23 protein-coding genes are annotated in these 23,674 nt (G+C 34.6%); 5 read left to right on the top strand and 18 right to left on the bottom strand.

Features of this window, described 5'->3' with window-relative positions:
- Positions 1-41 precede the first annotated feature (41 nt).
- From H6X70_RS08530 to H6X70_RS08515, 4 genes are all read right to left on the bottom strand, one after another.
- On the bottom strand, positions 42-1,670 hold the full coding sequence (locus tag H6X70_RS08530; RefSeq protein WP_194767258.1) for a S41 family peptidase: 1,629 nt from the start codon (positions 1,668-1,670) through the stop codon (positions 42-44).
- A gap of 2 nt (positions 1,671-1,672) precedes the next feature.
- Positions 1,673-2,104, bottom strand: coding sequence for a deoxycytidylate deaminase (locus tag H6X70_RS08525; RefSeq protein ID WP_194767257.1), 432 nt, complete (start codon positions 2,102-2,104; stop codon positions 1,673-1,675).
- A 243-nt stretch (positions 2,105-2,347) separates the two neighbouring features.
- Complete coding sequence (locus H6X70_RS08520) at positions 2,348-2,938, bottom strand: HupE/UreJ family protein (protein WP_194767256.1); 591 nt, start codon at positions 2,936-2,938, stop codon at positions 2,348-2,350.
- Between the two features lie 33 nt (positions 2,939-2,971).
- The gene (locus H6X70_RS08515; RefSeq protein WP_194767255.1) at positions 2,972-3,922 is read right to left on the bottom strand and encodes an NAD-dependent epimerase/dehydratase family protein; all 951 of its coding nucleotides are present in this window, start codon (positions 3,920-3,922) and stop codon (positions 2,972-2,974) included.
- Between the two features lie 157 nt (positions 3,923-4,079).
- On the opposite strand from H6X70_RS08515, the gene H6X70_RS08510 reads away from it, so the two are divergent.
- Together H6X70_RS08510 and H6X70_RS08505 are read left to right on the top strand one after the other, a co-directional pair.
- A complete protein-coding gene (locus H6X70_RS08510; protein WP_194767254.1) occupies positions 4,080-4,598 on the top strand; it encodes a hypothetical protein in 519 nt (172 codons plus the stop codon).
- Positions 4,599-4,743: 145 nt separating this feature from the next.
- Positions 4,744-5,208 (top strand): CBS domain-containing protein, encoded by a 465-nt coding sequence (locus H6X70_RS08505; protein WP_194767253.1) that lies wholly within the window; start codon positions 4,744-4,746, stop codon positions 5,206-5,208.
- Between the two features lie 78 nt (positions 5,209-5,286).
- Here the strand turns inward: H6X70_RS08505 and H6X70_RS08500 are convergent, their stop codons facing one another.
- The 5 genes from H6X70_RS08500 to H6X70_RS08480 form a co-directional block, all read right to left on the bottom strand.
- A complete protein-coding gene (locus tag H6X70_RS08500) occupies positions 5,287-5,652 on the bottom strand; it encodes a hypothetical protein (RefSeq protein ID WP_228530313.1) in 366 nt (121 codons plus the stop codon).
- Between the two features lie 221 nt (positions 5,653-5,873).
- Positions 5,874-6,074, bottom strand: a complete 201-nt coding sequence (locus H6X70_RS08495; protein ID WP_194767252.1) for a hypothetical protein — start codon at positions 6,072-6,074, stop codon at positions 5,874-5,876.
- 11 nt (positions 6,075-6,085) lie between these two features.
- On the bottom strand, positions 6,086-6,454 hold the full coding sequence (locus tag H6X70_RS08490) for a DUF2085 domain-containing protein (protein ID WP_194767251.1): 369 nt from the start codon (positions 6,452-6,454) through the stop codon (positions 6,086-6,088).
- 18 nt (positions 6,455-6,472) lie between these two features.
- The gene (locus H6X70_RS08485) at positions 6,473-7,012 is read right to left on the bottom strand and encodes a lipocalin family protein (RefSeq protein ID WP_194767250.1); all 540 of its coding nucleotides are present in this window, start codon (positions 7,010-7,012) and stop codon (positions 6,473-6,475) included.
- A 4-nt stretch (positions 7,013-7,016) separates the two neighbouring features.
- Complete coding sequence (locus tag H6X70_RS08480) at positions 7,017-7,424, bottom strand: SRPBCC family protein (protein WP_194767249.1); 408 nt, start codon at positions 7,422-7,424, stop codon at positions 7,017-7,019.
- A gap of 207 nt (positions 7,425-7,631) precedes the next feature.
- Here H6X70_RS08480 and H6X70_RS08475 point away from each other — a divergent pair, with 207 nt between their 5' ends.
- Positions 7,632-7,964 carry a single-stranded DNA-binding protein gene (locus H6X70_RS08475; protein ID WP_194767400.1) on the top strand — a complete coding sequence of 111 codons (333 nt, stop codon included), beginning with the start codon at positions 7,632-7,634 and terminating at the stop codon, positions 7,962-7,964.
- A gap of 136 nt (positions 7,965-8,100) precedes the next feature.
- Here the strand turns inward: H6X70_RS08475 and H6X70_RS08470 are convergent, their stop codons facing one another.
- The 5 genes from H6X70_RS08470 to H6X70_RS08450 all read right to left on the bottom strand — a co-directional run bounded on the left by H6X70_RS08470 (position 8,101) and on the right by H6X70_RS08450 (position 13,298).
- Positions 8,101-8,901: an alpha/beta hydrolase gene (locus H6X70_RS08470; RefSeq protein WP_194767248.1), complete on the bottom strand. Its 801-nt coding sequence runs from the start codon at positions 8,899-8,901 to the stop codon at positions 8,101-8,103.
- Between the two features lie 137 nt (positions 8,902-9,038).
- On the bottom strand, positions 9,039-10,163 hold the full coding sequence (locus H6X70_RS08465; RefSeq protein WP_194767247.1) for an alcohol dehydrogenase catalytic domain-containing protein: 1,125 nt from the start codon (positions 10,161-10,163) through the stop codon (positions 9,039-9,041).
- A 166-nt stretch (positions 10,164-10,329) separates the two neighbouring features.
- The gene (locus tag H6X70_RS08460; RefSeq protein WP_194767246.1) at positions 10,330-11,562 is read right to left on the bottom strand and encodes an NAD(P)/FAD-dependent oxidoreductase; all 1,233 of its coding nucleotides are present in this window, start codon (positions 11,560-11,562) and stop codon (positions 10,330-10,332) included.
- Between the two features lie 23 nt (positions 11,563-11,585).
- On the bottom strand, positions 11,586-11,894 hold the full coding sequence (locus tag H6X70_RS08455) for a 2Fe-2S iron-sulfur cluster-binding protein (RefSeq protein WP_194767245.1): 309 nt from the start codon (positions 11,892-11,894) through the stop codon (positions 11,586-11,588).
- A 249-nt stretch (positions 11,895-12,143) separates the two neighbouring features.
- Positions 12,144-13,298 (bottom strand): cytochrome P450, encoded by a 1,155-nt coding sequence (locus H6X70_RS08450; RefSeq protein WP_194767244.1) that lies wholly within the window; start codon positions 13,296-13,298, stop codon positions 12,144-12,146.
- A gap of 127 nt (positions 13,299-13,425) precedes the next feature.
- Here H6X70_RS08450 and H6X70_RS08445 point away from each other — a divergent pair, with 127 nt between their 5' ends.
- Positions 13,426-14,298: an AraC family transcriptional regulator gene (locus H6X70_RS08445; protein WP_194767243.1), complete on the top strand. Its 873-nt coding sequence runs from the start codon at positions 13,426-13,428 to the stop codon at positions 14,296-14,298.
- A 145-nt stretch (positions 14,299-14,443) separates the two neighbouring features.
- Here H6X70_RS08445 and nadB read toward each other — a convergent pair whose 3' ends face one another.
- From nadB to H6X70_RS08430, 3 genes are all read right to left on the bottom strand, one after another.
- Complete coding sequence (gene nadB, locus H6X70_RS08440; protein ID WP_228530312.1) at positions 14,444-15,997, bottom strand: L-aspartate oxidase; 1,554 nt, start codon at positions 15,995-15,997, stop codon at positions 14,444-14,446.
- A gap of 2 nt (positions 15,998-15,999) precedes the next feature.
- Positions 16,000-16,926 carry a quinolinate synthase NadA gene (nadA, locus tag H6X70_RS08435; RefSeq protein WP_194767242.1) on the bottom strand — a complete coding sequence of 309 codons (927 nt, stop codon included), beginning with the start codon at positions 16,924-16,926 and terminating at the stop codon, positions 16,000-16,002.
- Between the two features lie 203 nt (positions 16,927-17,129).
- The gene (locus H6X70_RS08430) at positions 17,130-18,956 is read right to left on the bottom strand and encodes a hypothetical protein (protein ID WP_194767241.1); all 1,827 of its coding nucleotides are present in this window, start codon (positions 18,954-18,956) and stop codon (positions 17,130-17,132) included.
- Between the two features lie 272 nt (positions 18,957-19,228).
- Between H6X70_RS08430 and H6X70_RS08425 the strand changes: the two genes are divergently transcribed.
- Positions 19,229-21,820, top strand: coding sequence for a phosphoenolpyruvate carboxylase (locus H6X70_RS08425; protein ID WP_194767240.1), 2,592 nt, complete (start codon positions 19,229-19,231; stop codon positions 21,818-21,820).
- A gap of 598 nt (positions 21,821-22,418) precedes the next feature.
- Here H6X70_RS08425 and H6X70_RS08420 read toward each other — a convergent pair.
- Positions 22,419-23,645: an ammonium transporter gene (locus H6X70_RS08420; RefSeq protein ID WP_194767239.1), complete on the bottom strand. Its 1,227-nt coding sequence runs from the start codon at positions 23,643-23,645 to the stop codon at positions 22,419-22,421.
- Positions 23,646-23,674: the final 29 nt, after the last annotated feature.

Raw genomic sequence — 23,674 nt, 5'->3', positions numbered from 1 at the left:
GGTTTACCTAAAGCAACAAAACCAAAAGAATCTATACACCCCTACTCCGCTTCAAGCTCTAAAACTTCACCAGTATCATCTTGAACCCCTTTGCTTAATTTCACAACTTCTTCAATCATAAGGTCGCGTTGGTTGTAAATTTCTTCAAAAGCACCACTACCATAAAGCTGATCGGCAAGCGTAGCCTTTATGTATTGCTTTACCTCATCGTGATACGCCACAAAAGTAATTTTAGAGTCGGAACGCAAATTTAAATAATCCTGAAAAGCATACACTAGATCGTCGCCAACTTCAAAAGAGTCTATAAAATCGCGTCTGGAAATACCATCATAAACATGACGGTCTTTTTCAAGTTCTTCAAATACAAAATTCCCAAAATAACCACGACGCAATAAAAACGACAAGGTTTCATTTTGCATACTCGTATCTATAGGTACAAAAACATCTGGAATAATACCACCACCGCCATAAACGATTTTACCACCCGGGGTTGTAAATTTCAACGAATCATCAACATGAATTTTCTCAGGATCTAAAAGCTCACCACTGTTAATTCTATCAAAATATTCATCGTAATAATCTTTATTTCCATGCCCGTACGGACGCTGAATAGAACGCCCTGTAGGCGTATAATATCTTGAAACGGTTAACCGTACCGCAGATCCATCGCCCAAATCCATTTCGCGTTGCACCAAACCTTTTCCATAAGATCGGCGCCCAACAATTGTACCTATATCGTTATCTTGTAAGGCACCAGCAACAATTTCGCTTGCCGAAGCCGAATTTTCATCAATAAGCACAAACACTTTTCCGTTTTCAAAATCACCTTTACTCGTCGCGTAGCTTTTTTCAATATCGCCACGTTTATTTTTTGTGAATAAAATTAATTTATCATCAGACAAAAATTCATCGGCAATTTGCTCTGCAATACCTAAAAACCCACCAGGATTCCCTCTTAAATCCAAAGCGATTTCGGTGGCTCCCAAGGCTTCCAAAGCTTTAATTCCAGCTCTAAATTCTTTATAAGTAGACTCTGCAAAACGGTTCACTTTAATGTAGCCCAATTTATCGGTAAGCATATAAGCAGCATCCACACTACTAATAGGAATTTTTCCGCGCTTAACTGTAAACTTCAACAATTCGGGTTCGCCGCGTCTAAAAACAGTAAGATTAACTTTAGAATTTATGGGCCCTTTTAACTTTTTTACCAAATCGTGATCCTCTACATTTTTACCATAAAGCGTATCGCCATCGGCAAAAATAATACGGTCGCCCCCCTGAATACCAGCTTTAGCACTTGGCCCACCTTCAATAGCACGAATAACCGCAATAGAATCTTTATAAGTATAAAAACTAACACCAATCCCCACAAAATCGCCTTTCATTTCTTCAGCAACCCGCTCCATATCTTCTTTAGGAATGTAAACTGAATGCGGATCGAGATTTTCTAAAATACCATTTACCGTAACATCAACAATACTATCGGTATTAACATCATCTACATAATCGTATTCAATATAATCGATAAGTCTATTAAGCTTATCTTTTTTGCTATTTGTAGTGAATAGGCGGTCTGGCGAATCCCTAAAGCTTAACTTTCCTCCAATATAAATACCAGCTGCAATGGCAACACCAATAAACAACGGTAAATATTTTTTTTGAAAAGACATCATTAAGCTTTTAAATCTTCTATACGTTTAAGTTTTATGCCTGCTTTTTCCAGGAATTTCAATCCAGAATCATCCTTGTAAGCTTCATGATAAACCACTTTTACAATACCAGCTTGGTGAATTAATTTGCTACATTCCTTACAAGGCGACATGGTAATGTATAAGGTCGCGCCTTTACATGATTGCGTAGATGCGGCAACTTTTAAAATAGCATTGGCTTCAGCGTGTAACACATACCACTTAGTGTAGCCTTCATCATCTTCACAAAAATTTTCAAAACCAGAAGGTGTTCCATTATATCCGTCGGAAATAATCATTCTATCTTTCACAATTATTGCTCCTACTTGGCGGCGCTTGCAATAAGACAATTTTCCCCACTCTTTCGCAATTCGTAAATAAGCCTTATCGTACTTAAGTTGTTTATGTTCTGGCATTAATATTTTTTATAATTATGGCGTTACCCTCATTTAAAGTGCATAGGTAAAAAGAAACCATCGGTTATTCGGGTCAGGCTTTCCGTTACAATCTTTTGCAAAAAGGCAAAAGGATTTTCACTGCAATCCTTAACGCAAATCACGACACTTAAGCATAACACGTTCGATATAACGAAGATACACGCTTCGTATTTTAATTACAACGGCATACCGTTAAATTTTATGAATAATTTAGGATAAGTTCTATGCTAAAAAGTCGCTATTTAAAATCATAGGAATAACTAAACCAACTACCACTGCCGATATCACCATAACCCAGTCGCGTTTAGAAAATCTAAAAATGGTTTGCACAATGTAACCTAAAAATAAAACAAGAAAAACGATAATAATTTGCGCAATTTCAATGCCCAAAGCAAACTCTAACAATAGCACTAATTTACTATCTGAGTCGCCCAATAACATTCTAAACTCTCTTGCAAAACCCAATCCGTGAATTAAACCAAAAAATAAAGTAGATAAAAACAACACGCCCACTTTCTCCTTTTGCGCACCTTTTCCAGCGGTAAACACATTAAAAAGTGCCACAATTAAAATGGTAATTGGAATTAGAAATTCAACGATAGAAGCATTTACACTTACTACGCCATACGAGGCTAAAATTAAAGACAACGTATGTCCTAAAGTAAACATAGTTACTAGTAAAAGCACTCTTTTCCAGTCTCTAAAAAGATACGGAACCGCTAGAACAATTAGAAATAAAACATGGTCATAAGCGTTAATATCAAGTACGTGATTGATACCGTATTCTACGTGAAACCAGAAATTTTGCAGCATAATAATTACATTTTGGGAACCTCAAAGATACAATTAATTATATTTTTTATCTAACTGAAATAACATCTGCTCGGTTATGGCATCTAAGGAAAATTTATGCTTCCATTTCCAGTCTTGGCGGGCATAAGAATCGTTTATACTTTTTGGCCAACTGTTTGCAATGTCCTGTCTGTAGTCAGGCTGATAGGTAATTTCAAACTCTGGGAGGTGCTTTTTTATTGAGGCCGCAATTTCTTTAGGCGTAAAACTAATAGCTGCTAAATTATAAGAAGATCTAATTTTTATCGATTCAGGGTCGGCCATCATAATACCAACGGTAGCTTCAATAGCATCGTCCATAAACATCATAGGCAGTTTGGTATCTTCTTTTAAAAAACAGCTGTATTTTTTGTTTTTTAAGGCTTCATGATAAATTTCAACAGCATAATCGGTAGTTCCGCCTCCCGGCAAAGTTTTCCAACTAATAATGCCTGGGTAACGAATGCTTCTTACATCCACATTAAATTTATTAAAATAATATTCGCACCAACGCTCGCCCACTTGTTTGGTCATACCGTAAACCGTTGTAGGCTCCATTATGGTGTATTGTGGGGTATAATCTGTTGGAGTTGTTGGTCCAAAAACCGCAATACTAGACGGCCAAAATACTTTTTTAATAAAGTTAGCTTTAGCCAGATTTAAAACATTAAATAATGAGGTCATATTTAAGTCCCAGGCTTCCATCGGGTATTTCTCTCCTGTAGCGCTTAACATAGCAGCCATTAAATAAACGGTGTCTATTTTAAACTTTTCAACACAGGTTTTTACACTAGCGTAATCTTTGGCATCTACAATTTCAAAAAGACCAGAATTAACAATATCTAAATTGCTGTAACTAATGTCGCTAGCCACAACATTTTCATCGCCATATTGGCTTCTCAATCTAAAAGTTAATTCGGAACCAATTTGTCCGCAAGCACCAATAATTAATATTTTCGAGTTCATTAAGCACCATGTTTATGAAGAATTTTCAAAAATAATAAGATTCTGTTGAAAATAATCTATTTTATTCACGAAATATTCTCAATTTGATTTCTGTATAGACTATTGTAAAATCAACTATTCCTATATCTTTGCACCCTATGGTCTCAAAATGAAAGTCATGCGAATTAAAATCTTAATGCTTCTTGGTTTAATTATAGTGTTTTCTTCTTGTAAAAATGAAAAAGAAGAGCAAACTACCGAAAAAATTGAAGTAAACAACAGCCATGCTGTATCCCAGCAAGACATTGAAAAATTGGATTACATAGAATATGCTATCGACGACAAAGTAGCCAATCAAATTAAAGATTGGACTGAGTACCACCAGCTTCAAACCGTTATTAATTCAACAAAAAAAGGTGACTTAAGCTATTTTAACGATAATGAAAAAGCGATTAAAACAGCATTTAAAGAATTAAAAAGTAAAATTCCTTCGGCTGTAAAATCACCTTCCATTTCGGCACGAATTCTCGTTGTAGAAACCAAGCTTTATAAACTGGAAAGCTTAGCAAATTTAGCCACCACAAGCAAAGAGGAACTACTAGCAACCATTAAAGAACTGCTTGTCGCATTTTCTAATTTGAATTTGCAGATGAACAAAAAGGTAGAATTTGATTCTATTAATATTGAAAAGCCTTAAGTTTTTAGTTTATAAAGACTCTAAGAAGGTTCAAAAAAACTTAAAAATCTGCTAAAAGCAACATTTGCAACACCTTATATGCGCTCCTATTAGGATTTGTAAAAAAAATCCCTTATATTTAAGATTACTTAAAAATCAAACTACTATGGGGATAAAAAGTTTTATAGGTGCACGAAAGCAGTCGAATACAACAACCGCACCATCATTAACGGTTAGCGACTACATGAGCAGAAATTTAATTACATTTCAACCAGATCAAACTATCGAGAGTGTTATGCACTCATTAATTAAGAATAGGATTTCTGGTGGACCAGTAGTAAATAAAAAAAACGAGCTGGTTGGTATAATATCTGAAGGCGATTGCATTAAGCAAATTAGTGAAAGCCGCTATTACAACATGCCATTACAGGATCAAACGATTGAAAAACACATGATTTCGGATGTTGAAACTATAGACGGCAACATGAATATTTTTGATGCAGCCAAGAAGTTTTTAGATTCAAAACGCAGACGATTTCCAATTATAGAAAAAGGTAAATTGGTAGGACAAATTAGTCAGAAAGACATTTTAAAAGCCGCCATGACTATGAAGGGGCAAACCTGGAAATAAACGAATTCAATTCACACAATTAATAAAAAGCTTTTAGCATCCTCTCGGATCTAGAAGCTTTTTTTTATGATACAAAACTTAACTATCACGCTTTACAAGGGCGTAAAAATCATTTTCTAAAGGTAAGTAACCTTGATCGTACACAAAAAAATAAACTGTTTTCGCTTTGGTGGTATAAATGCTTGTAAAGTAATTAAAATCGAATCCGGCCTCTATTAATTTTGCTCTAGAAGTTTTTGTTTTTTTCTCTGGATTTAAACTTTCTAAAATTCTGTAATTTTTACGCAGTCGGTTATTGGTGTTTCTAATTAGGTTTTTACTGTCTTTATTAACACGATTGTTATACGCATTACGACAGCCATCGCTGCAGAATTTTTTATCAATTCTTCCAACAATTTTCTCACCACATTCTAAACACTTTTTGCTTTCCATAAGTAAGTTCATAAAGATTTCTTAGGTAAAACTCTAGAGCTAAAAGCTCTGAATCTCATCTTAAAATCTTCAAAAGATTAAAAATTTTAGATCAATTTAGTGAAGTCAATTTCACTGTGCATAAAACAGATAAGTCATTGCTTAATTTCACAAAACCCTTTTTTTAAATCTTTAAAATTTGGAAAAAGCAGTCCAACTAAGCAATGACAGATATCAAAATTTAAGAAATAGCATTATGCGCCGCTAGTTACGGTATAAATAATTTGAATTACAATACCTACTCCAAACCCCCATAGCGCTGCATGACAAGCAGATTTTGCTTTTGCTGGATGATCATTTTTATTCACAAAATAAATAATAGCACCTACTATAGGCATTAAAAATGACAAAATCCTAAGGATTGTGCTTAATTGGTCTTTTCCATTTTCTGACATAATTTAAAAATTTAATTGATTAGTATTAATATTTGATTTCCTATATATATTCCTATTATTGAAACTAATGACATGGTACCAACGCCACTTATTAAACCCGTTACAAACCTTCTTTTATTATTACTTTCAATGTTAAAATAGGCTTGAATGACGCCATCAATGTAAGTTGGTAAAATCATTATAAGGGTCCATAAAAGAGGAATTTTAATAACTTCAAAAATAAAAAGCGGCAAGACCAAATACCCTAAATTGATACCTGTACATCTGGCACATACAGGAAGTTGCTTTCCTTTCCAGAAGAAGGATCTTTCGGGTTTTTGATGGCAAAAGGTAACATGTAAATTGGCGCCTTTTATACTTATGTCTTTTATGCTTTTCATTAATTCACTATAAAACTTCTATTCATGCCTATCGTGAGAAATCCACAATAGGTTTGATGTATTATAACCCACATCTTCAGCTATTTTTAAATATTTAGTTTTTATGCTTTCAGGAATTTCTGTATCACGAGAAAGTATCCATAAATATTTCAAACTGCCGCCTGCAATAAGGGCGTATTTATAATCATCATCGATAGCTATCACATTATATCCCGAATAAAAAGGACCAAAAAAGGAAACTTTAAGCATCGCTACATCATCATCACCTACAAATTTTGCTTTACCTATGGCTTGCTTCCATTCCTTTTTAATGGTGTCATAACCTTGATTATTAACCTTAATAGTTCCGTTGTCGTTTAGCGAATATGTTGCTGTTGTATTATTCAAATCCTTTTCAAACTTAAAATCGAATCTGGCAATTTCATACCATTTCCCCAAATACATCTCTTTATCAAAAGGTTTGACTGCGACAGCCTTTTCAGGGATGGTTCGGCATGAAAAGAAACTAAACAACATCGCTAAAACCAATAATAAGGAACTTAAATTACTGTTTTTCATTTAATTATTTTACCGATTCCACATATTTTTTAAAATTTTCTAAAATGGCTTGCCAACCTGCTCTTTGTTGTTCTTCCGAATGCGAGTCTTCAGCCTCAAAAGTTTCACTTATGGTCGTGTACTCGTCATCTTCAAAAAATTCAATTTCAGCACGACGACCATCGTCCATTTTTAAACTAATGCATTCATGTTTCATAACATCTAGATAGGTGCCCGAATAATCGAAGCCCATGCTTCCGTCTTTGGCCTCCATACGCCAAGAGAATTTACCTTTGTTTTTTAAGTCGTTTTCTGCTTTCGGACAATGCCAATCATCTGAAGCAAAATTCCATTTAGTAATGTGTTCTGGTTTGGTCCAACAATCCCAAACGGTAACGATGTCTGCGTTAATAGTTGTTTCTACAGTAATCATTTTATGTTTTTTTTAATTCAGATACTTATCCATAGCTAATATAGTACAAAACAAGATATAAAATATCCGTTTACAAACGACTACAAATATTTACAAGCGATTTTAAATAAGTAATAACCGAATAAAAATTGGAACTGGTTACATCTTTGCCCTGTCGAAACATAGGAACTCGATAGTATTAACTGTTTAACATAAAAATTTAAAATGATGAGCACACTAAAAAACAAAGTACAGTTGATTGGAAACTTAGGAAACGATCCGGAAATTATCAATCTTGAATCCGGAAAAAGAGTCGCAAAATTTAATTTGGCCACCAACGAAAGCTACACCAATGCAAAAGGTGAAAAAATTACAGATACACAATGGCATAATATTGTGGCTTGGGGTAAAACTGCCGGAATTATTGAAAAATATCTTACTAAAGGCAATGAAGTTGCTGTTGAAGGCAAACTAACTTCGCACAGTTACGAAGATAAACAAGGCATTAAAAGATACGTAACCGAAGTAGTTTGCAAAGAATTATTGATGCTTGGAAAATAGCATTTTAGACTTTTATAAAAAACAAAAAGACTGTTTAAAATGGTAAAAATCCGTTAGCCTTATAACTAATGATTATGAAAACCTGAATCAGGTTGACGTAAACTTCCTTTTAAACAGTCTTCTTTTATTATAACTTTTAAACCAAATCGCTAAAAAACACGAGGCTATCCTTAACATGTTCTTCCCAATACACCCATTCGTGTTTTCCTGAAAATTCTTCGTAGCTATGTGGAATATTTTCAGTTTCCAACTGTTTATGTAGTTTTCGGTTGTGTTCAATTAATTCATCGTCTTTTCCGCAGTCAAAACGCAAAGGTGGCAATTGGTTTTTATTTAGTTTCATGAGTTCGAAAACCGATTCATCAGCCGTATTTTCTTGCTTATAATGATTCAAATTTTCCTCAACAAATAATGCCATCTGCGGTACATCGGTAATTGAGCTGTGTCCAGAAATCCCATCAAAAGTTTGATGATATTTAGCACCTAGACGTAAAGCTCCATAACCTCCCATGGATAAACCAGCTATAAATATTTTAGAAGCATTAGTAACTACATCTATATTTTCTTTAACGGCTTCAATAACATCTTCGGCAATCCATTTTTCGAAATCTAAGCTGTTATGTGGTAAATACGCCGAACCATCGCCCCACAACCCGTCGGAAGGCATCGCAATAATCATGGGCTTAATAGTTTTGGCTTGCATCATTTTTTGGGCGGTTCGATGCACCCCTGCCTTTTGAGACCAAATCCACGCACTGCCATAAACACCATGCAACAAAATTAACAAAGGCGTATTGGCCGTTAATTCCACATCGGGAACAAACAGACAAATATCGCCGCGTCCTTTTAAGTTTGGCGTTTTAACGGTAATAAATCTTAAATGATCCGATTCAAATTTAGGATCGGATATTTCGGTGGTTCTAAATTTTGATGCCATATTTTGTTAATAATCCTAGATAACAAGTTAATTTTAGCTCTTAAACTCGTGTTCTCAATAAAACCCCGATGCAAAATCAGGATCACTCGAACTGATATTTAATTAATATAATGTGTCGCAATTATATCACTATTAGTTTATGCAAACACAATCACCCCTTTAGCATTCTTACCAGAAAGCATATCATCAAAGGCTTGTTGTAAATTATCAAGGGTGTAGGTATTGGTAATCATTTCATCTAAAAGCAAATCGCCTTTATCGAACAACGCTTCCAATTTCGGGAAGTCAATTTCTGGTCTGGCAGCGCCATACAACGGGTTGATGTATTTTTTATCCCATTCAAATAAGCGCATATCTACAGTAATTTCTTCTTCAATTCCACTAACCTGAACCGCCGTTCCTGCGTTTCTAATCATGGCTAAAGGTGCAACGCCCAATGCTGGAACCGCAGTGCATTCAAAAGCAAAATCGGCACCTCTGCCCTGAGTCATGGTTTTTACAATTTCAGCAGCTTGGTTTAAACCTTTATCATTTTTATCGGCTAAAATCACATCGGTCGCTCCAAATTGTTTGGCCATTTCCAAACGTGTTTCATTAATATCAATGGCTATAATTTTAGCAGCTCCAGAAATTCGTGCCGCTTGAATCACATTTAATCCAACACCGCCCGTTCCTAAAACTACGACTGAACTACCTAAGGATACTTTTGCCGTATTAAATACAGAGCCACAACCCGTCATAACCCCACAACAAATGATAGAAGCCGACTCGAAAGACAGTTTCTTGCTTTCTTTTTTCACTAAAGCAGAGGCTCTAACTAAGGCATATTCTGAAAGCGTCCCAATATTAAAAGAACGTTCAATTGGGGTTCCGTTCCACGTGGTACCTTCAATTGCTACATGACCACCAGGAAGTTTTCCAGCATGATTAGCTATAACCGGTGAATTTTTTTCGCAAATATGCTGATTCCCTTCCTGACATTGAAAACACTCAAAACAAGGCGTTGCCCAATTCAGAATCACTTCATCTCCTGCTTTGAATTTCTCAACATCCTCTCCAACAGCTTCAACAATTCCAGAACCTTCATGCCCCAAAACAATGGGCATGCCCCAGGTTAAGGAATCGTGATCGGTATGGCAAAGCCCTGAAGCTTTCATTTTAATTAAAACCTCATCTTTTTTGGGTTGATTAACCTTAATGGTTTCAATGGTAAATTTACCGTCTCCTACAGATATTGCGGCTTTACATTCTATTGCGTTCATGTTATTTTTTATATTTTATTTGGTTTTGTGTTTTGATTGAAATTTATCCAACTAGTCTTCTCGATACCTTCCCGATGAATCCCTTTAATTATCGGAACGGGATTACTCGAACTGACATGTAGTAATTCAGTAGTAATCAAAAAACAAAACAGCTATTTCTTAAATTTTAAGCGATACTAATTGATTTTAATTCTGAATTTGGATCTGCCAATTTCAACTTATCAATAAGCGCTTTGCTTTTAATATATTTTGTGCCAAACACATACGATTTGGCGTTATTTATGGAATCGACAGCTAATAAACGATCGCCTTTAAAATACCAAATTGAAAATTTTTTATCATCTTCAACACGCACAACCGTTTCATCATGACCTTTAGACAAGCCTACAATTTGCAGTTTCACATCGTACTGATCGGACCAAAACCAAGGTAAAGCATCGTAAACAGCCGTTTTTCCACAGATATTTTTAGCAGCTACTTTTGCTTGATCTACCGCATTTTGAACAGATTCTAGTCTTATAAAAGTATCGTAAAAAGTATTGTAATGGCAGTTACAATCGCCGATGGCGTAGATATCCTTATCGGAAGTTTGTGCCGTGGTTTCTACACGAATGCCGTTTTCAATGGTTAAGCCAATTTTTTCAGCCAGTTCACTATTGACTTTAATGCCCACACCCACAATGATTAAATCGGCTTCATAAGATGATCCATCACTACAAATAACCATGTTTTTATCGCCTACTTTTGAAACTTCAGTTACTTCCTTTTCAGCATAAATTTTCACGCCGTTAGTATCGTGTAAATCATAAAAAAAGTTTGATAAATATGGTGTTGTTACACGTGCTAGAATGCGTTCTTCACGTTCTAAAACAGTAACATCGGCACCTAATTTTTTCAAAGAAGCAGCAGTTTCAAGACCGATGTAACCACCACCTATAACGACTACTTTTTTGGCGGTACTCGTATTTAAAGCTTCACGAATCCCGTTAACATCAGCAATATTTCTTAAAGTGAAAACATTTTTAGCGTCTTTTAATCCTTTAATCGGTGGTACAAACGCACGTGCTCCTGTTGCTAAAACTAGTTTATCATACTTTTGAACTTCTCCGCCTTCAAGAGTTAGAGTACGATCTTCTCGATTAATATTGATGATGGATTTACCTAATTTTAATGAAATATTCTCTTTTAGATAGCTGTCTTCAGGTTTCAATAAATTATTCTGAATACTATCTTCAAGTTCCAAATATTTTTTTGAAAGCGGCGGTCTGTGATAGGGCAAAGTTTCATCTTTATCAAATAAAATGATGTTGCCTTCCCAGCCTTCTTGGCGCAGTGCAAAAGCGAAATTTACCCCAGCATGACTAGCACCAATTACAACACATGTTTTAGTTTCAGACATTTTAATTTTTTAAAAAATTAGAATTATTTCGCTACAGTTAGCTCAACACCATCAATAGCATCGGAAATTTCAATTTGGCAGCATAAACGGCTAAATTCATTAGCGTCGTCTGCTAGTTCTAGCATATCGACTTCAATTTCGCTAGCTTCGCCAACTTTAGCAATATCGTTTTCAGAAACAAAAACATGACAGGTTGCACAAGAGCAAACACCTCCGCAATCGCCATCGATGCCTTTTACGCTATTGTTTACAGCCAATTGCATGACATTTCCAGAATCGCCTTCTAAAGTTATTTTTTCGTTATCGCTTGTTATAAAAGTTATTTTGGCCATAATTATATGTTTTTAATATTTGGTGTTTTTTGTTGTGATTTTTTAAAATTCATGACATCTGTTCTCGATACAATCCCAATGAAAAATCAGGATCACTCGAACTGTTGATTAGGATGATTTTGAGACCTTTCAGGTTTTAAAAACACTACGCTTCAGAAGTTGAAAACCCTTATACTCTAACTCTTTAACCCTCCTAATTTCGATGAAATCGAAATTTTCCTCCCTTCAAAACGAAGGGAGGAGCAAGTTTTATTTATTAAATTTTACGTTTAGAGAATGAAAGCCAACTTTACGTTTAAACTCGCCTAAATCTTCAATGTTTTCTTTACTGTCTATAATCTCAAAAGTGGTTACTTTATGTGATAAAATAGACAATAAGGTTCTTAAAATCTGTCTTGCATGCGTGGCGCCTAAACAGTTATGATGACTAAAACCAAAGCCTACATGCGGATTTATTTTTCTATCGAAATCAACTTCATCAGGATTTTCAAAAACGGAAGCATCTCTATTGGCAGATGCCCAACATAACGATGCTCTTGAGTCTGCTTTTATAGCGTGTTCGCAAACCTCAGTATCCTGTGTAACTACGCGTCCCATGTGGGTTAGCGGTGAAAAGTATCGAATTAATTCTTCAACAGCTTTATTAATTTTATCAGGATTATTTTTGATGTCTTCCAACGATTTTGGATGCTCGGCAAAATAAGCAATCGTGTTGGTAACGGCGTTAATAACGGTATCTCTTCCGCCGGCAAAAGTTAAAATCATAATGCCCTTAATTTCCTCATGCGTTAATTTCTTGCCAAGAACTTCAGCTTCTAGCAACATCGAATACAAATCCTTTCCAGGATTTTTTGAAGCTTCATTAATTTTAGCATCTAAATAATCGTAAAGCACATTTGCCTTTGAGGCATCTAAACTTTCACCTTCACTTCTAAAAACATGTGTGCCCCATGAAATAAAGGTTTCCGATTCTGAATACGGTGTATTCAATAATATAGTAAGTGCTCTAGATTGTAGTTTTAAAGCAAATTCGGTAACAACATCTAAGCTTTCTTTTTCTAAAACCTCATCAACCAAATCGGATATTTGTTTATGTAAAACCTCTTGATAGGCTTCATCATTTGGTCTTTTAAACCAGCCTTCTAATAAATTTCTAAAGTCTTTATGCAATGGCGGATCTACCTCAAAAGGAATTTGCCTAATGTCTCGAATTTTCACTTCCGAAGGCACTACAATTCGTCCAGGAACTGCTCCCGACTGAAATGTTTGCCAATTATGAGCCGATTTTCGAACATCTTTATGACGTAATAAAATAGTAACCGGATCGTCTTGATCGTTCATTTCGCCATACCCTTTTTCTTCTCTAGCCTTCTTAAAAGGATCTGAAAATTTACACTTCTCCATAGTCTAACATTTTGATTGATGCAAAATTGTGATTATTCTTTTGTTGATGGCTGACTGATATTGTCAATTATTTGAACTATATTTCCATGATTTAATTAAACATGAAATAAAAAGAACATATTGGCTTATGAAAGCAGTTATTGAACAGGTTTTTTATCCGTATGAACAATCTTTTATAGCGACAGAATACAAACTTGATTATTTTGATTCGCCTTGGCATTTTCATGAAGAATACGAACTAACCTATATAAAATCGGGCTATGGAACACGATTTGTTGGAACTAGCACCGAACTTTTTAAAGCTGGAGATTTGGTATTAATTGGAACAAACGTGCCACATTATTGGCGCTGCGACAACGATTTTTACGATAAAAAAGATTTATCAGCTGAAAGTCAAGTGGTGCAATTTAAAGCCGATTTGTTTTTTAAAAATGAATTAGCTGAAATGAAAAACATTCATAGCCTACTTAAAAAATCGGCTAGCGGAGTTCATTTTTTAAATGGAGACAAGTATGAAGCGCAAATTAAATCACTTAATACCCTAACAGGCATTGAACGATTACTTGCCTTTTATAAACTTTTGGAAGCTTTAAGCTTAGATTCTTGTCAGCGTTTATTATCAACAACCCAAGAATCTCAATTTTATCAGGCGAAAGACAGTGTGACGTTTCAGAAGATATTAAACTATATTTTTGATAATCTTCAGCATGACATTTCACTAAGCACCATTGCCGAAAAAGTACATATGAGTAATTCGTCTTTTTGCAAATACTTCAAAAAAAGAACTAAAAAAACATTTACAGAATACGTTAATAAACTTCGTGTCGCTCATGCCTCGAAACTTTTATCTGAATCGGACTTAACCATTTCGCAAGTGTGCTTTGAGTCTGGATTTAATAGCGTAAGCTACTTTAACAGGCAATTTAAAAAGTATAAAAAAATAGGCCCGAAAGATTATGCGAAATTGCATTATCAAAAAAGTGATGCTGCTGAATTATAAATCATAATAACTAGAATCCTAAAAGACTTCAAAAAAAATAATTTAGCCATTTTAACACCAGAAACATATTTGAAAGGAAGAACTAGTGACTAATTCCTTAAAAAATAGTGTTCTCACGGCATATTTCCAGCGTATGATTTCGCTTTTATAAATTATCCAAATTATAATAACCGCCTTTGTTTTCGGTACGTTCTAATGATTGCCAAATAATCAAGTAAGCTACATTTATCATGTTTCGTAATTCGCAAAGTGTGGTTGAAATTCTTGATTCTTTATACAAATCTTCAACTTCACTTGAAATAACATCTAAATGTTTTAAAGCACTTTCTAAACGTTTGTTGCTTCTAACAATCCCAACATAATCACGCATAATGGCTTGCACTTGTTTTAAATTGTGCTGTACTAAAACGTGTTCTTTTGGGATTACCGTACCGTCGTCATTCCAGTCTGGAATATTAACATCGATAACCGTGTTTTCGCTTTGCGCTAAATGTTTGTAAATATTGTGTGCATAAACCAAAGCTTCAAGCAAAGAATTGGATGCTAAACGATTTGCACCATGTAACCCTGTTCTAGTACATTCGCCACAGGCGTATAAATTATCGATGGTTGTTGCTCCAATCATATCTACATCTACACCGCCACATAAGTAATGGCAAGCAGGCACTACAGGAATCCAATCGGTTTTAACATCAATATGATGCTCTAAGCACTTTTCGTAAATATTTGGAAAATGTGCCATAAAACCCTCCATGTCTAAATGCGTACAATCTAAATACACATGGGTATCTCCCGATTTTTTCAACTCGTTATCTATACTTTGCGAAACAATATCGCGAGAAGCCAGTTCGGCACGTTCGTCATAATCGGGCATAAATCTATACCCCTTTTTATTTCGTAATATCGCTCCGAAACCTCTAACGGCTTCAGAAATTAAAAAAGACGATTCGCCTTTGGCATCGTAAAGCGCAGTAGGATGAAATTGAATAAATTCCATATCCTTAATCTTGGCTTTTGCACGGTGCGCCATCGCAACACCATCGCCTGTTGCAATAATAGGATTTGTGGTATGCCCGTAAACTCGACCAATGCCCCCAGATGCTAGTAGTGTACTGTTTGCTTTTATGGTGAAAATCTCACCAGATTTCTGATCTAAAACATAGGCGCCGTAGCAACATAAATCATTAGAATCTTTATTTTCAATATGGTGATTGGTAATTAAATCAATCGCAAAATAGTGTGGATAAATCGAGATGTTTTCCAATTGATGCGCGCGTGTTAATAAAGCACGTTCAATTTCAAAACCAGTTATGTCTTTATGGTGTACAATTCGGTACTCTGAATGACCTCCTTCTTTTCCTAAATCGAATTTTCCAGCATCGTTAGCATCAAAATTAGCCCCCCAAAGTAATAATTCTTCAAAACGGTCGGGACCTTCTTTAATGACCATTTTCACAACCTCTTTATTACAAAGCCCATCGCCTGCAATTAAAGTATCTTGTATGTGTTTTTTAAAAGAATCTTCTTCTTTATTCAAAACAATGGCAACGCCACCTTGAGCATATTTGGTATTCGACTCGTCTTCGTTTGCTTTGGTAACAATAACTATGGTTCTTTCTGGGAACTTTTCGGCCATTTTTACGGCAAAAGTTAAACCCGCAACACCCGAACCAATGACTAAATAATCTGCTTTCATCATATTTATTTAGATAGCTCTAACATGCGTTCAATAGGAAGTAATGCACGTTCTCTTATCGCTTCATCAACTTCAATTTGTGGAGATTCGTTAAGTAAACAATCGTATAATTTTTGAAGCGTATTCATTTTCATAAAATGACATTCGCTACACGCACAAGTATTATCTTCTTTCGCAGGTGCCGGAACCAATTCGGTATTTGGCATTTCTTGCTGCATTTTATGTAAAATCCCAGCTTCGGTAGCCACGATAAATTTATCGTTTGGATGTTCTTTTACATAATTTATCATCCCAGAAGTAGACCCAATATACGTAGCCGTATTTAAAATATGTGTTTCCGATTCTGGATGTGCTATAATTTTATAATCTGGATATTTTTTGTGTAATTCAATCAACTTATCCATAGAAAAAGCTTCATGAACAATGCAACTTCCGTCCCAAAGTAGCATATCTCTTCCTGTTTGATTGATGATGTATTGCCCTAAATTACGATCTGGAGCAAAAATAATAGGCTTATCTTTAGGAATAGATTCTACAATTTTTAAAGCGTTAGATGATGTACAAACAATATCTGTTAAAGCTTTAATTTCAGCAGAACAATTCACATAAGTAATCACAATATGATCGGGATGTGCTTTGGTGAATTTTTCAAATTCGTCTGGCGGACAAGAATCTGCCAATGAACAACCAGCATTTACATCTGGCAAAACCACTGTTTTGGTCGGATTTAAAATTTTTGCTGTTTCGGCCATAAAGTGCACCCCAGCAAATACGATAATATCGGCATCGGTTTCGGCTGCCTTTTGCGACAACCCTAAACTATCGCCTACATAATCGGCAATATCTTGTATTTCTGGCACTTGATAATAATGTGCCAAAATAACGGCATTCTTCTCCTTTTTAAGGCGTTGTATTTCTTTTACTAAATCCATTTTAATCTGTCGGAATAATTAGAATATCATAATTGGGCGTAAACTCCCAACTATAAAGATACAAATATCCTAATTATTAATTTTAATAAATGGGATTCTATTAAAAAAATACCATGAATTAAAGACCTACAAACAATTTATAAATTCTTTTAAGCTTTATGAAGTTATTTAGTTTAAAAACTAGCAAAATACCAAAGCCTCGGTTAAGAGGCTTTGCTAATTTCAGCTTTTCCAGCTAAATTTTGAATATCTAATTGAATTTGATTTAAAACCGCTTCACTTTTTTCTAATTCGGCAAGCACGGCTAATTTTATATCCTCGAAACTATTTTTAACACCTTTAAACAAGCCTTGATAGTAAGCTATACCTGCTTTCATATTGGTTGTAAATGTGTTTAAATACTTTTCTTCTTTTTTGTTCATAGACGTTTTCGCGTCTTCCATTTTATTTTTCAAGTAGTCTATATATATATGAAGCTCCTTAATAAATAAGTTAGGGCGATCGGTTCTAGAAATCACATTAGCTCTTCCGTAAATATGATCTGTCATATTTGCCAGACTCATCACTTTAGAATAATAAGCCATATTTGGACCCGGACAAATAGAAACTCCGTCGCCTTCTGTTTTGGTGTCTAAACCATAGGCCAATAATGCTGATGTCCCTAAACCAACACAGGTACAGGATTTCTCTATAATTTTATTATACGCTTTTTTATGCTGTTCTGGAGCTAATTCTTGCGCTTCTAATTCTTTAATTTTTAAATGTTGATATTCTCTTGAAGCGGTACAAATACCAGATTCTTTAAACTCTTTATTTAAAGCTACAAACTTTTTAGGACATGCACTTCCTGGTCTGTTTTTATCAATATTTTTCTGTTTTTCAAGATCTTTAGTATTGTCTTTTAAATTATTAAAAGGAATACCTAAAGGCGAAATATCACTTAAATACAAGTCATTTTCTTGGGCTTTTACCAATTTATCCAAGGTCGCTTTATCTACGGTAGTCGCTTCAGGAACCAATAAAAACGGACTCCCCCAACCTACAGAATCTAAATTGTATTCTTCCATTAAAAAGTTATGCTCTTCTTCGGTACCAACACCACCTTGCGCTGTAATTTCAAAAGTTAAATCTTGAGCAGGAACGACTTTGCCTTGATTAGTTAATTCTTGATGAAGCACCGTTTGAATAGAGGCTTGTAATTCATCACGATTAGCTTTAAACTCAGCTAAAACAGGCCCTAGTAAGTAGCCGTCGGTTGCAAAAGCATGGCCCCCACAATTTAAACCAGATTCAATTCTATATTCTGAAACCCACAGCCCTTTTTTAGCTAAAAATTTCCCTTGAATAAGTGCCGATCTGTAATCGCTTACTTTTAAAATAATACGTTTTTTAAATGTGCCATTTTCATCAGGAAAAAAATCATCAAACTGCCCCATGTAACTGTAAAGTCTCGGATTCATTCCTGCAGAAAGCACCACCGAAGAATTTAATTTACTATTAGCAAAACCACGTAAAGCCGCATGAGCATCGTTATATTCTACCGATAATTTCTCTTTGTCTTTATAGTTGTCTTTATCAACCTTGGTCATAATGTTCACATCTATGGAACCCATAACGAGGTTTTTTGAAGCCCAATTTTTAATTTCTGTAAAATTAAATTCCTTAGCCGTTAGTTTTTTAAACTCGGCTTTAAGATTTGAATTATCCGGCAACATATTGATGTAAGCCAACAAATCATCACTTTTTTTAGACGTTAAATTCTTTAAAGACTCAAATTTTTTATCGGCTAAATCGCTGATTAAATTTAAGTAAGAAGTGATTCTTTTTGCTCTAAAATCGTCTATTTTATCGGTAATCTCTTGGTAAGGAACTTCAAATTTTTCAGAGTACATTTTTCTTAATTTCTCTAATAAAATATCATCTACCAAAGAAATTACAGAATCCATGCCATATTGCGCCACTTTCAACGGAGTATCAATGGTAAAACCAATACCCATAACTGGAATGTGAAACGAATGTGTCTTTTTCATAATTTATATATTGATTTGCAAAGATAGAGTGAGATCGAGGCGCAAAACATGACAATTATCATACTTTGACGAAAGAATTTTCAACAAAAAAATTCTTTCATACGTTTTTTAAGTCAAAATTGTATTGTAAAAATTGAAGGCTAGCCCTTGTTTTATTTGATTATTCGCAAAGACTAATCGTTAAACTAAAAAAATTGACAAAACTTTTAAAAGACTGTGTGTTTAGTATAAGCTTTAGTACTTTTATGCAAATCTTCAATAGAATAAAAAACATGTCAATAGAACCAAAATTAACACGATTTAATCAAAGTGTTTTGTCAAAATATCAGATATACAATAGTATATTTATGACCCTACCGTTTGATGCCGTAACAAAAACAGGAGTTCTACTTCCGCTTTTTCATGAAACCTGTAAAAAAGGCTTTGAAAAGGGAGACGACCCAACAACCATTGTAGATACATTTTTTGAAAAATACCAAGGACGCAGAAATAAAAAGAGTCAGATTGACCTCCTTTTTAGATTCATTCAATACATTGAAAGACAAGTTGTTTTGTTTGATGCGATTGAAGACGCTGCTTTTCCTATTGTGAATAATATGGAAGGCGTTGGTACCTTGCGTAATTTAAAAGACACTTCTCAATCTCAGGACAAATTAGATGAGTTAAAAGCTTATCTAGATGAATTTAAGGTGCGTATTGTATTAACAGCACACCCTACACAATTTTATCCTGGTTCTGTTTTAGGAATTATTACAGATCTTACAAAGGCTATCGAACAAAACAATTTATCTGAAATAAATAATTTGTTTGGTCAGTTAGGAAAAACACCGTTTTTTAAACATAAAAAACCAACACCTTATGATGAGGCTAAAAGCCTAATTTGGTATTTAGAAAATGTATTTTATCAATCATTCGGATCGATATACAACTACATTCAAACCAATATTTATGCCGACGGCAAGAAGCATAACGAAATTATTAACATAGGATTCTGGCCAGGTGGCGACCGTGATGGAAACCCATTTGTAAAACCAGACACCACTTTAAAAGTAGCTAAAAAACTTAAAAAAGCAATTCTTAAGAAATACTATGAAGACCTTAAGAACCTAAGAAGAAAACTAACTTTTAAAGGCGTTGAAGATCGTATTGTTAGATTAGAGACTATTCTATACGATTATAGCATCAATTTAAAATCTAAAAAAGCCATTTCGGTAAAGGAGTTAACTAACGAGCTGTTAAGTATTAGAAAAATTGTTGTAGAGCAACACCAATCGTTATACGAAAACGAAATAAACAATCTTATAAATAGGATTCACCTTTTTGGATACCGTTTTGCAACTTTAGATATTAGACAAGATAGTAGAATTCACCATTCGGTTTTTACCGATGTGGTTAATCACTTAATTGCAAACGACAGTCCTAGTATCCCTAAAAATTATCACGATTTATCTGAAGCCGAACAAATTGAAATTTTATCGAAAGTAGACGATGAAATTACCGATTTGGATGTTTTTCAAGATGAAATGACTTATAATACCTTAAAAACCATTCAGGTTATTAAGCAAATTCAAAAAAGTAATGGCGAGCGCGGTGCAAACCGATACATTATAAGCAACAACCAAACGGCATTAAACATGATGCAGTTATTTGCTATGCTTAAAATGAATGGCTTTAAAGACAACTTAACCGTTGATCTTGCACCACTTTTTGAAACTATTCCAGATTTAGAAAATGCTCCTGGAGTTATGGAACAATTGTACACAAATCCAGAGTACATGGCGCATTTAAAATCTAGAGGCAACAAACAAACCATTATGTTAGGTTTCTCTGACGGCACAAAAGATGGTGGTTATTTAATGGCCAACTGGGGTATTTACAAAGCCAAAGAATTACTAACCGAAATGTCTAGAAAATACGGTATTACCGCCATTTTCTTTGACGGACGTGGTGGACCTCCAGCTCGTGGTGGTGGAAAAACTCATAATTTCTACTCTTCTTTAGGTCCAACTATCGAAGACAAAGAAGTGCAGCTAACCATTCAAGGGCAAACTATTAGTTCTAACTTCGGAACCTTAAATTCGTCGCAATTCAACTTAGAACAATTAATAAGTTCTGGAATTAAAAATAGAATTGATGGTGACAAAAACCGCTTATCTGATGAAGATAGAACTGTAATGACCGATTTAGCTGAAACCAGCTACCAAGTTTATAAAGACTTTAAAAGTCACGACATGTTTATTCCATATTTAGAGCGCATGAGTACCTTAAAGTACTACGCAAAAACTAATATTGGTAGTAGACCATCAAAACGTGGAAGTTCAGACAAATTAGTGTTTTCAGATTTAAGAGCCATTCCTTTTGTTGGATCTTGGAGCCAGTTAAAACAAAATGTTCCTGGATTTTACGGTGTTGGAACAGCCTTAAAACAATATGAAGACCGCGGTGAGTTTGATAAAGTAGAACAGCTTTACAAAAACAACAAATTCTTTAAAACACTGCTTGAAAACAGTATGATGTCTTTAACCAAATCGTTTTTCGATTTAACCAAATACATGTCTAAAGACGAAGAATTTGGTGGTTTCTGGAATATTATTCACGAAGAATACGAAACTACTAAAAGGTTGCTTTTAAAACTTACAGGTTACGACATGTTAATGGAAAACGAACCTACTGGGAAAGCATCAATAGAAGTTAGAGAATCTATTGTATTACCGTTATTAACCATTCAGCAATATGCGCTTAAAAAGATTCAAGAGCTTGAAAAAGCTGGCGTTGCTGCTGATGATCCAGAGAAATTAATCTTTGAAAAAATTGTAACACGCTCTCTATTTGGTAACATTAATGCTAGTAGGAATTCAGCGTAATATATAAAGGATGCTTTAAGCTTCTAAAACACAATTTAATAATCTAAAAAGCCTTCATAATACATGGAGGCTTTTTGTTGTTTTAGGGTGTAGCGAAATCGAAAATCTAAAACTAGAATACAAGAACACTTCTCTACTCAACTCCAATCAAAGACCCTTAATTTTAAATATTTAGATACACCTTACTATATAAATACACTATAAATACAATGAAATTTAGCTCTTGTAAATAAACCTTTGTAAACAGGCGCAAAAGCGATAGTAGTGGATAGCTTTTGGCGAGGCGTGCATCGAGCCAAAACTAGTAACGGATAGCGCGGTGGCTTGCCATTTGCCAAAAGAGTTTAAACCAAACTTAGTATACTTAAGTTTAATTGAGACCTTTACATTTATAATCTAAACGACACTTTACCACTAGGCTCGAAGACCATTATCTTTTGAAATTAGAATGTAATTTACATATTTCAGCATCAGTACTTGTAAGTAACTACCAATTGTCCAATTAAAAATAAAAAGCTTCATTTTAAAACAAAAAAAAGGATGTTTTACATAAAGTAAAACATCCTTTTTAACTAAACTTATATACTATATTTAATGATTAGTGCTCATTAAGTCTGAAATCTGGATAAGCATCCATACCGTGCTCGTGCGCATCTAATCCTTCTAATTCTTCTCTTTCAGAAACTCTAATTCCAACTGTTTTCTTAAGTGTGAAGATGATTAAGAATGACGTTACAAGACAGAATCCTGCGTAACATGCCACACCAATTAATTGTGCTACAAAAGTATGCTCTGGGTTAGATGAGAATATACCAACAGCTAAAGTACCCCAGATACCACAAATTAAGTGTACTGCAATCGCTCCAACAGGATCGTCTAATTTAATAGCATCAACAAAACTTACAGCAAATACGATAAGTACTCCAGCTATAGCTCCAATAATAATTGCGCTTTCTGGGCTCATTACATCTGCACCAGCAGTAATACCTACTAAACCACCTAAAATACCATTTAAAAACATAGTTAAATCTAAGTTTTTATATTTTAAGAACGATACCAAAGCAGCAACTACACCACCTGCAGCAGCAGCTAAACAAGTTGTTACTAAGGTTAAAGATGTTAATTCTGGATCGGCAGAAAGTACAGAACCACCGTTAAATCCGAACCATCCTAACCAAAGAATTAATACACCAGCAGTCGCTAAAGGAATACTGTGTCCTGGAATAGCTTGTGGTTTTCCGTTTTGGAATTTTCCAATTCTAGAACCTAATAAGTAAACTGCTACTAATGCAGCCCATCCACCTACAGAGTGTACTAAAGTAGAACCTGCGAAATCATAGAATCCTAATTGATCTAAGAATCCACCACCCCATTTCCATGATCCAGCGATTGGGTAAACTAAACCTACATAAATGATTGTAAAAATCATAAATGGTCCAATTTTCATACGCTCGGCAACAGCTCCAGAAACAATCGTTGCAGCAGTTGCAGCAAACATGCCTTGGAATAAGAAATCTGTCCACCATGTGTAACCACCATCAGCATATTCAGCTGTCATACCATTTTCTGGTGGTGCAATTCCGAATCCAGCAAAATCTAAAATCCCTGCTGAACCTTCTTCAAAACCTGGGTACATTAAGTTAAATCCAACAATATAATACAACAACAAACCAATGGTTATAATAAATATGTTTTTAAATAATATGTTTATTGTATTTTTTTGTCTTGTTAATCCTATTTCTAAAAACGCGAATCCAGTATGCATAAAAAAGACTAGCGCTGTACAGATCATCATCCATACATTGTTTATTGTTAATAATTCCATAAATTTTATTATTAGTTGATTATTTGGTT

This window comes from Tamlana sp. I1 (assembly GCF_015355625.1).
GTDB lineage: Bacteria > Bacteroidota > Bacteroidia > Flavobacteriales > Flavobacteriaceae > Pseudotamlana.
Note: the sequence above shows the minus strand (reverse complement) of the source record. Positions and strands in the feature narration are given on the sequence as shown.

What these genes read in the sequence shown, in the direction of transcription:
- H6X70_RS08530 (WP_194767258.1), bottom strand. Translation starts at nt 1,670, where the DNA reads ATGTCTTTTCAAAAAAAATATTTACCGTTGTTTATTGGTGTTGCCATT.
- H6X70_RS08525 (WP_194767257.1), bottom strand. Translation starts at nt 2,104, where the DNA reads ATGCCAGAACATAAACAACTTAAGTACGATAAGGCTTATTTACGAATT.
- H6X70_RS08520 (WP_194767256.1), bottom strand. Translation starts at nt 2,938, where the DNA reads ATGCTGCAAAATTTCTGGTTTCACGTAGAATACGGTATCAATCACGTA.
- H6X70_RS08515 (WP_194767255.1), bottom strand. Translation starts at nt 3,922, where the DNA reads ATGAACTCGAAAATATTAATTATTGGTGCTTGCGGACAAATTGGTTCC.
- H6X70_RS08510 (WP_194767254.1), top strand. Translation starts at nt 4,080, where the DNA reads ATGCGAATTAAAATCTTAATGCTTCTTGGTTTAATTATAGTGTTTTCT.
- H6X70_RS08505 (WP_194767253.1), top strand. Translation starts at nt 4,744, where the DNA reads ATGGGGATAAAAAGTTTTATAGGTGCACGAAAGCAGTCGAATACAACA.
- H6X70_RS08500 (WP_228530313.1), bottom strand. Translation starts at nt 5,652, where the DNA reads ATGAACTTACTTATGGAAAGCAAAAAGTGTTTAGAATGTGGTGAGAAA.
- H6X70_RS08495 (WP_194767252.1), bottom strand. Translation starts at nt 6,074, where the DNA reads ATGTCAGAAAATGGAAAAGACCAATTAAGCACAATCCTTAGGATTTTG.
- H6X70_RS08490 (WP_194767251.1), bottom strand. Translation starts at nt 6,454, where the DNA reads ATGAAAAGCATAAAAGACATAAGTATAAAAGGCGCCAATTTACATGTT.
- H6X70_RS08485 (WP_194767250.1), bottom strand. Translation starts at nt 7,012, where the DNA reads ATGAAAAACAGTAATTTAAGTTCCTTATTATTGGTTTTAGCGATGTTG.
- H6X70_RS08480 (WP_194767249.1), bottom strand. Translation starts at nt 7,424, where the DNA reads ATGATTACTGTAGAAACAACTATTAACGCAGACATCGTTACCGTTTGG.
- H6X70_RS08475 (WP_194767400.1), top strand. Translation starts at nt 7,632, where the DNA reads ATGAGCACACTAAAAAACAAAGTACAGTTGATTGGAAACTTAGGAAAC.
- H6X70_RS08470 (WP_194767248.1), bottom strand. Translation starts at nt 8,901, where the DNA reads ATGGCATCAAAATTTAGAACCACCGAAATATCCGATCCTAAATTTGAA.
- H6X70_RS08465 (WP_194767247.1), bottom strand. Translation starts at nt 10,163, where the DNA reads ATGAACGCAATAGAATGTAAAGCCGCAATATCTGTAGGAGACGGTAAA.
- H6X70_RS08460 (WP_194767246.1), bottom strand. Translation starts at nt 11,562, where the DNA reads ATGTCTGAAACTAAAACATGTGTTGTAATTGGTGCTAGTCATGCTGGG.
- H6X70_RS08455 (WP_194767245.1), bottom strand. Translation starts at nt 11,894, where the DNA reads ATGGCCAAAATAACTTTTATAACAAGCGATAACGAAAAAATAACTTTA.
- H6X70_RS08450 (WP_194767244.1), bottom strand. Translation starts at nt 13,298, where the DNA reads ATGGAGAAGTGTAAATTTTCAGATCCTTTTAAGAAGGCTAGAGAAGAA.
- H6X70_RS08445 (WP_194767243.1), top strand. Translation starts at nt 13,426, where the DNA reads ATGAAAGCAGTTATTGAACAGGTTTTTTATCCGTATGAACAATCTTTT.
- nadB (WP_228530312.1), bottom strand. Translation starts at nt 15,997, where the DNA reads ATGATGAAAGCAGATTATTTAGTCATTGGTTCGGGTGTTGCGGGTTTA.
- nadA (WP_194767242.1), bottom strand. Translation starts at nt 16,926, where the DNA reads ATGGATTTAGTAAAAGAAATACAACGCCTTAAAAAGGAGAAGAATGCC.
- H6X70_RS08430 (WP_194767241.1), bottom strand. Translation starts at nt 18,956, where the DNA reads ATGAAAAAGACACATTCGTTTCACATTCCAGTTATGGGTATTGGTTTT.
- H6X70_RS08425 (WP_194767240.1), top strand. Translation starts at nt 19,229, where the DNA reads ATGTCAATAGAACCAAAATTAACACGATTTAATCAAAGTGTTTTGTCA.
- H6X70_RS08420 (WP_194767239.1), bottom strand. Translation starts at nt 23,645, where the DNA reads ATGGAATTATTAACAATAAACAATGTATGGATGATGATCTGTACAGCG.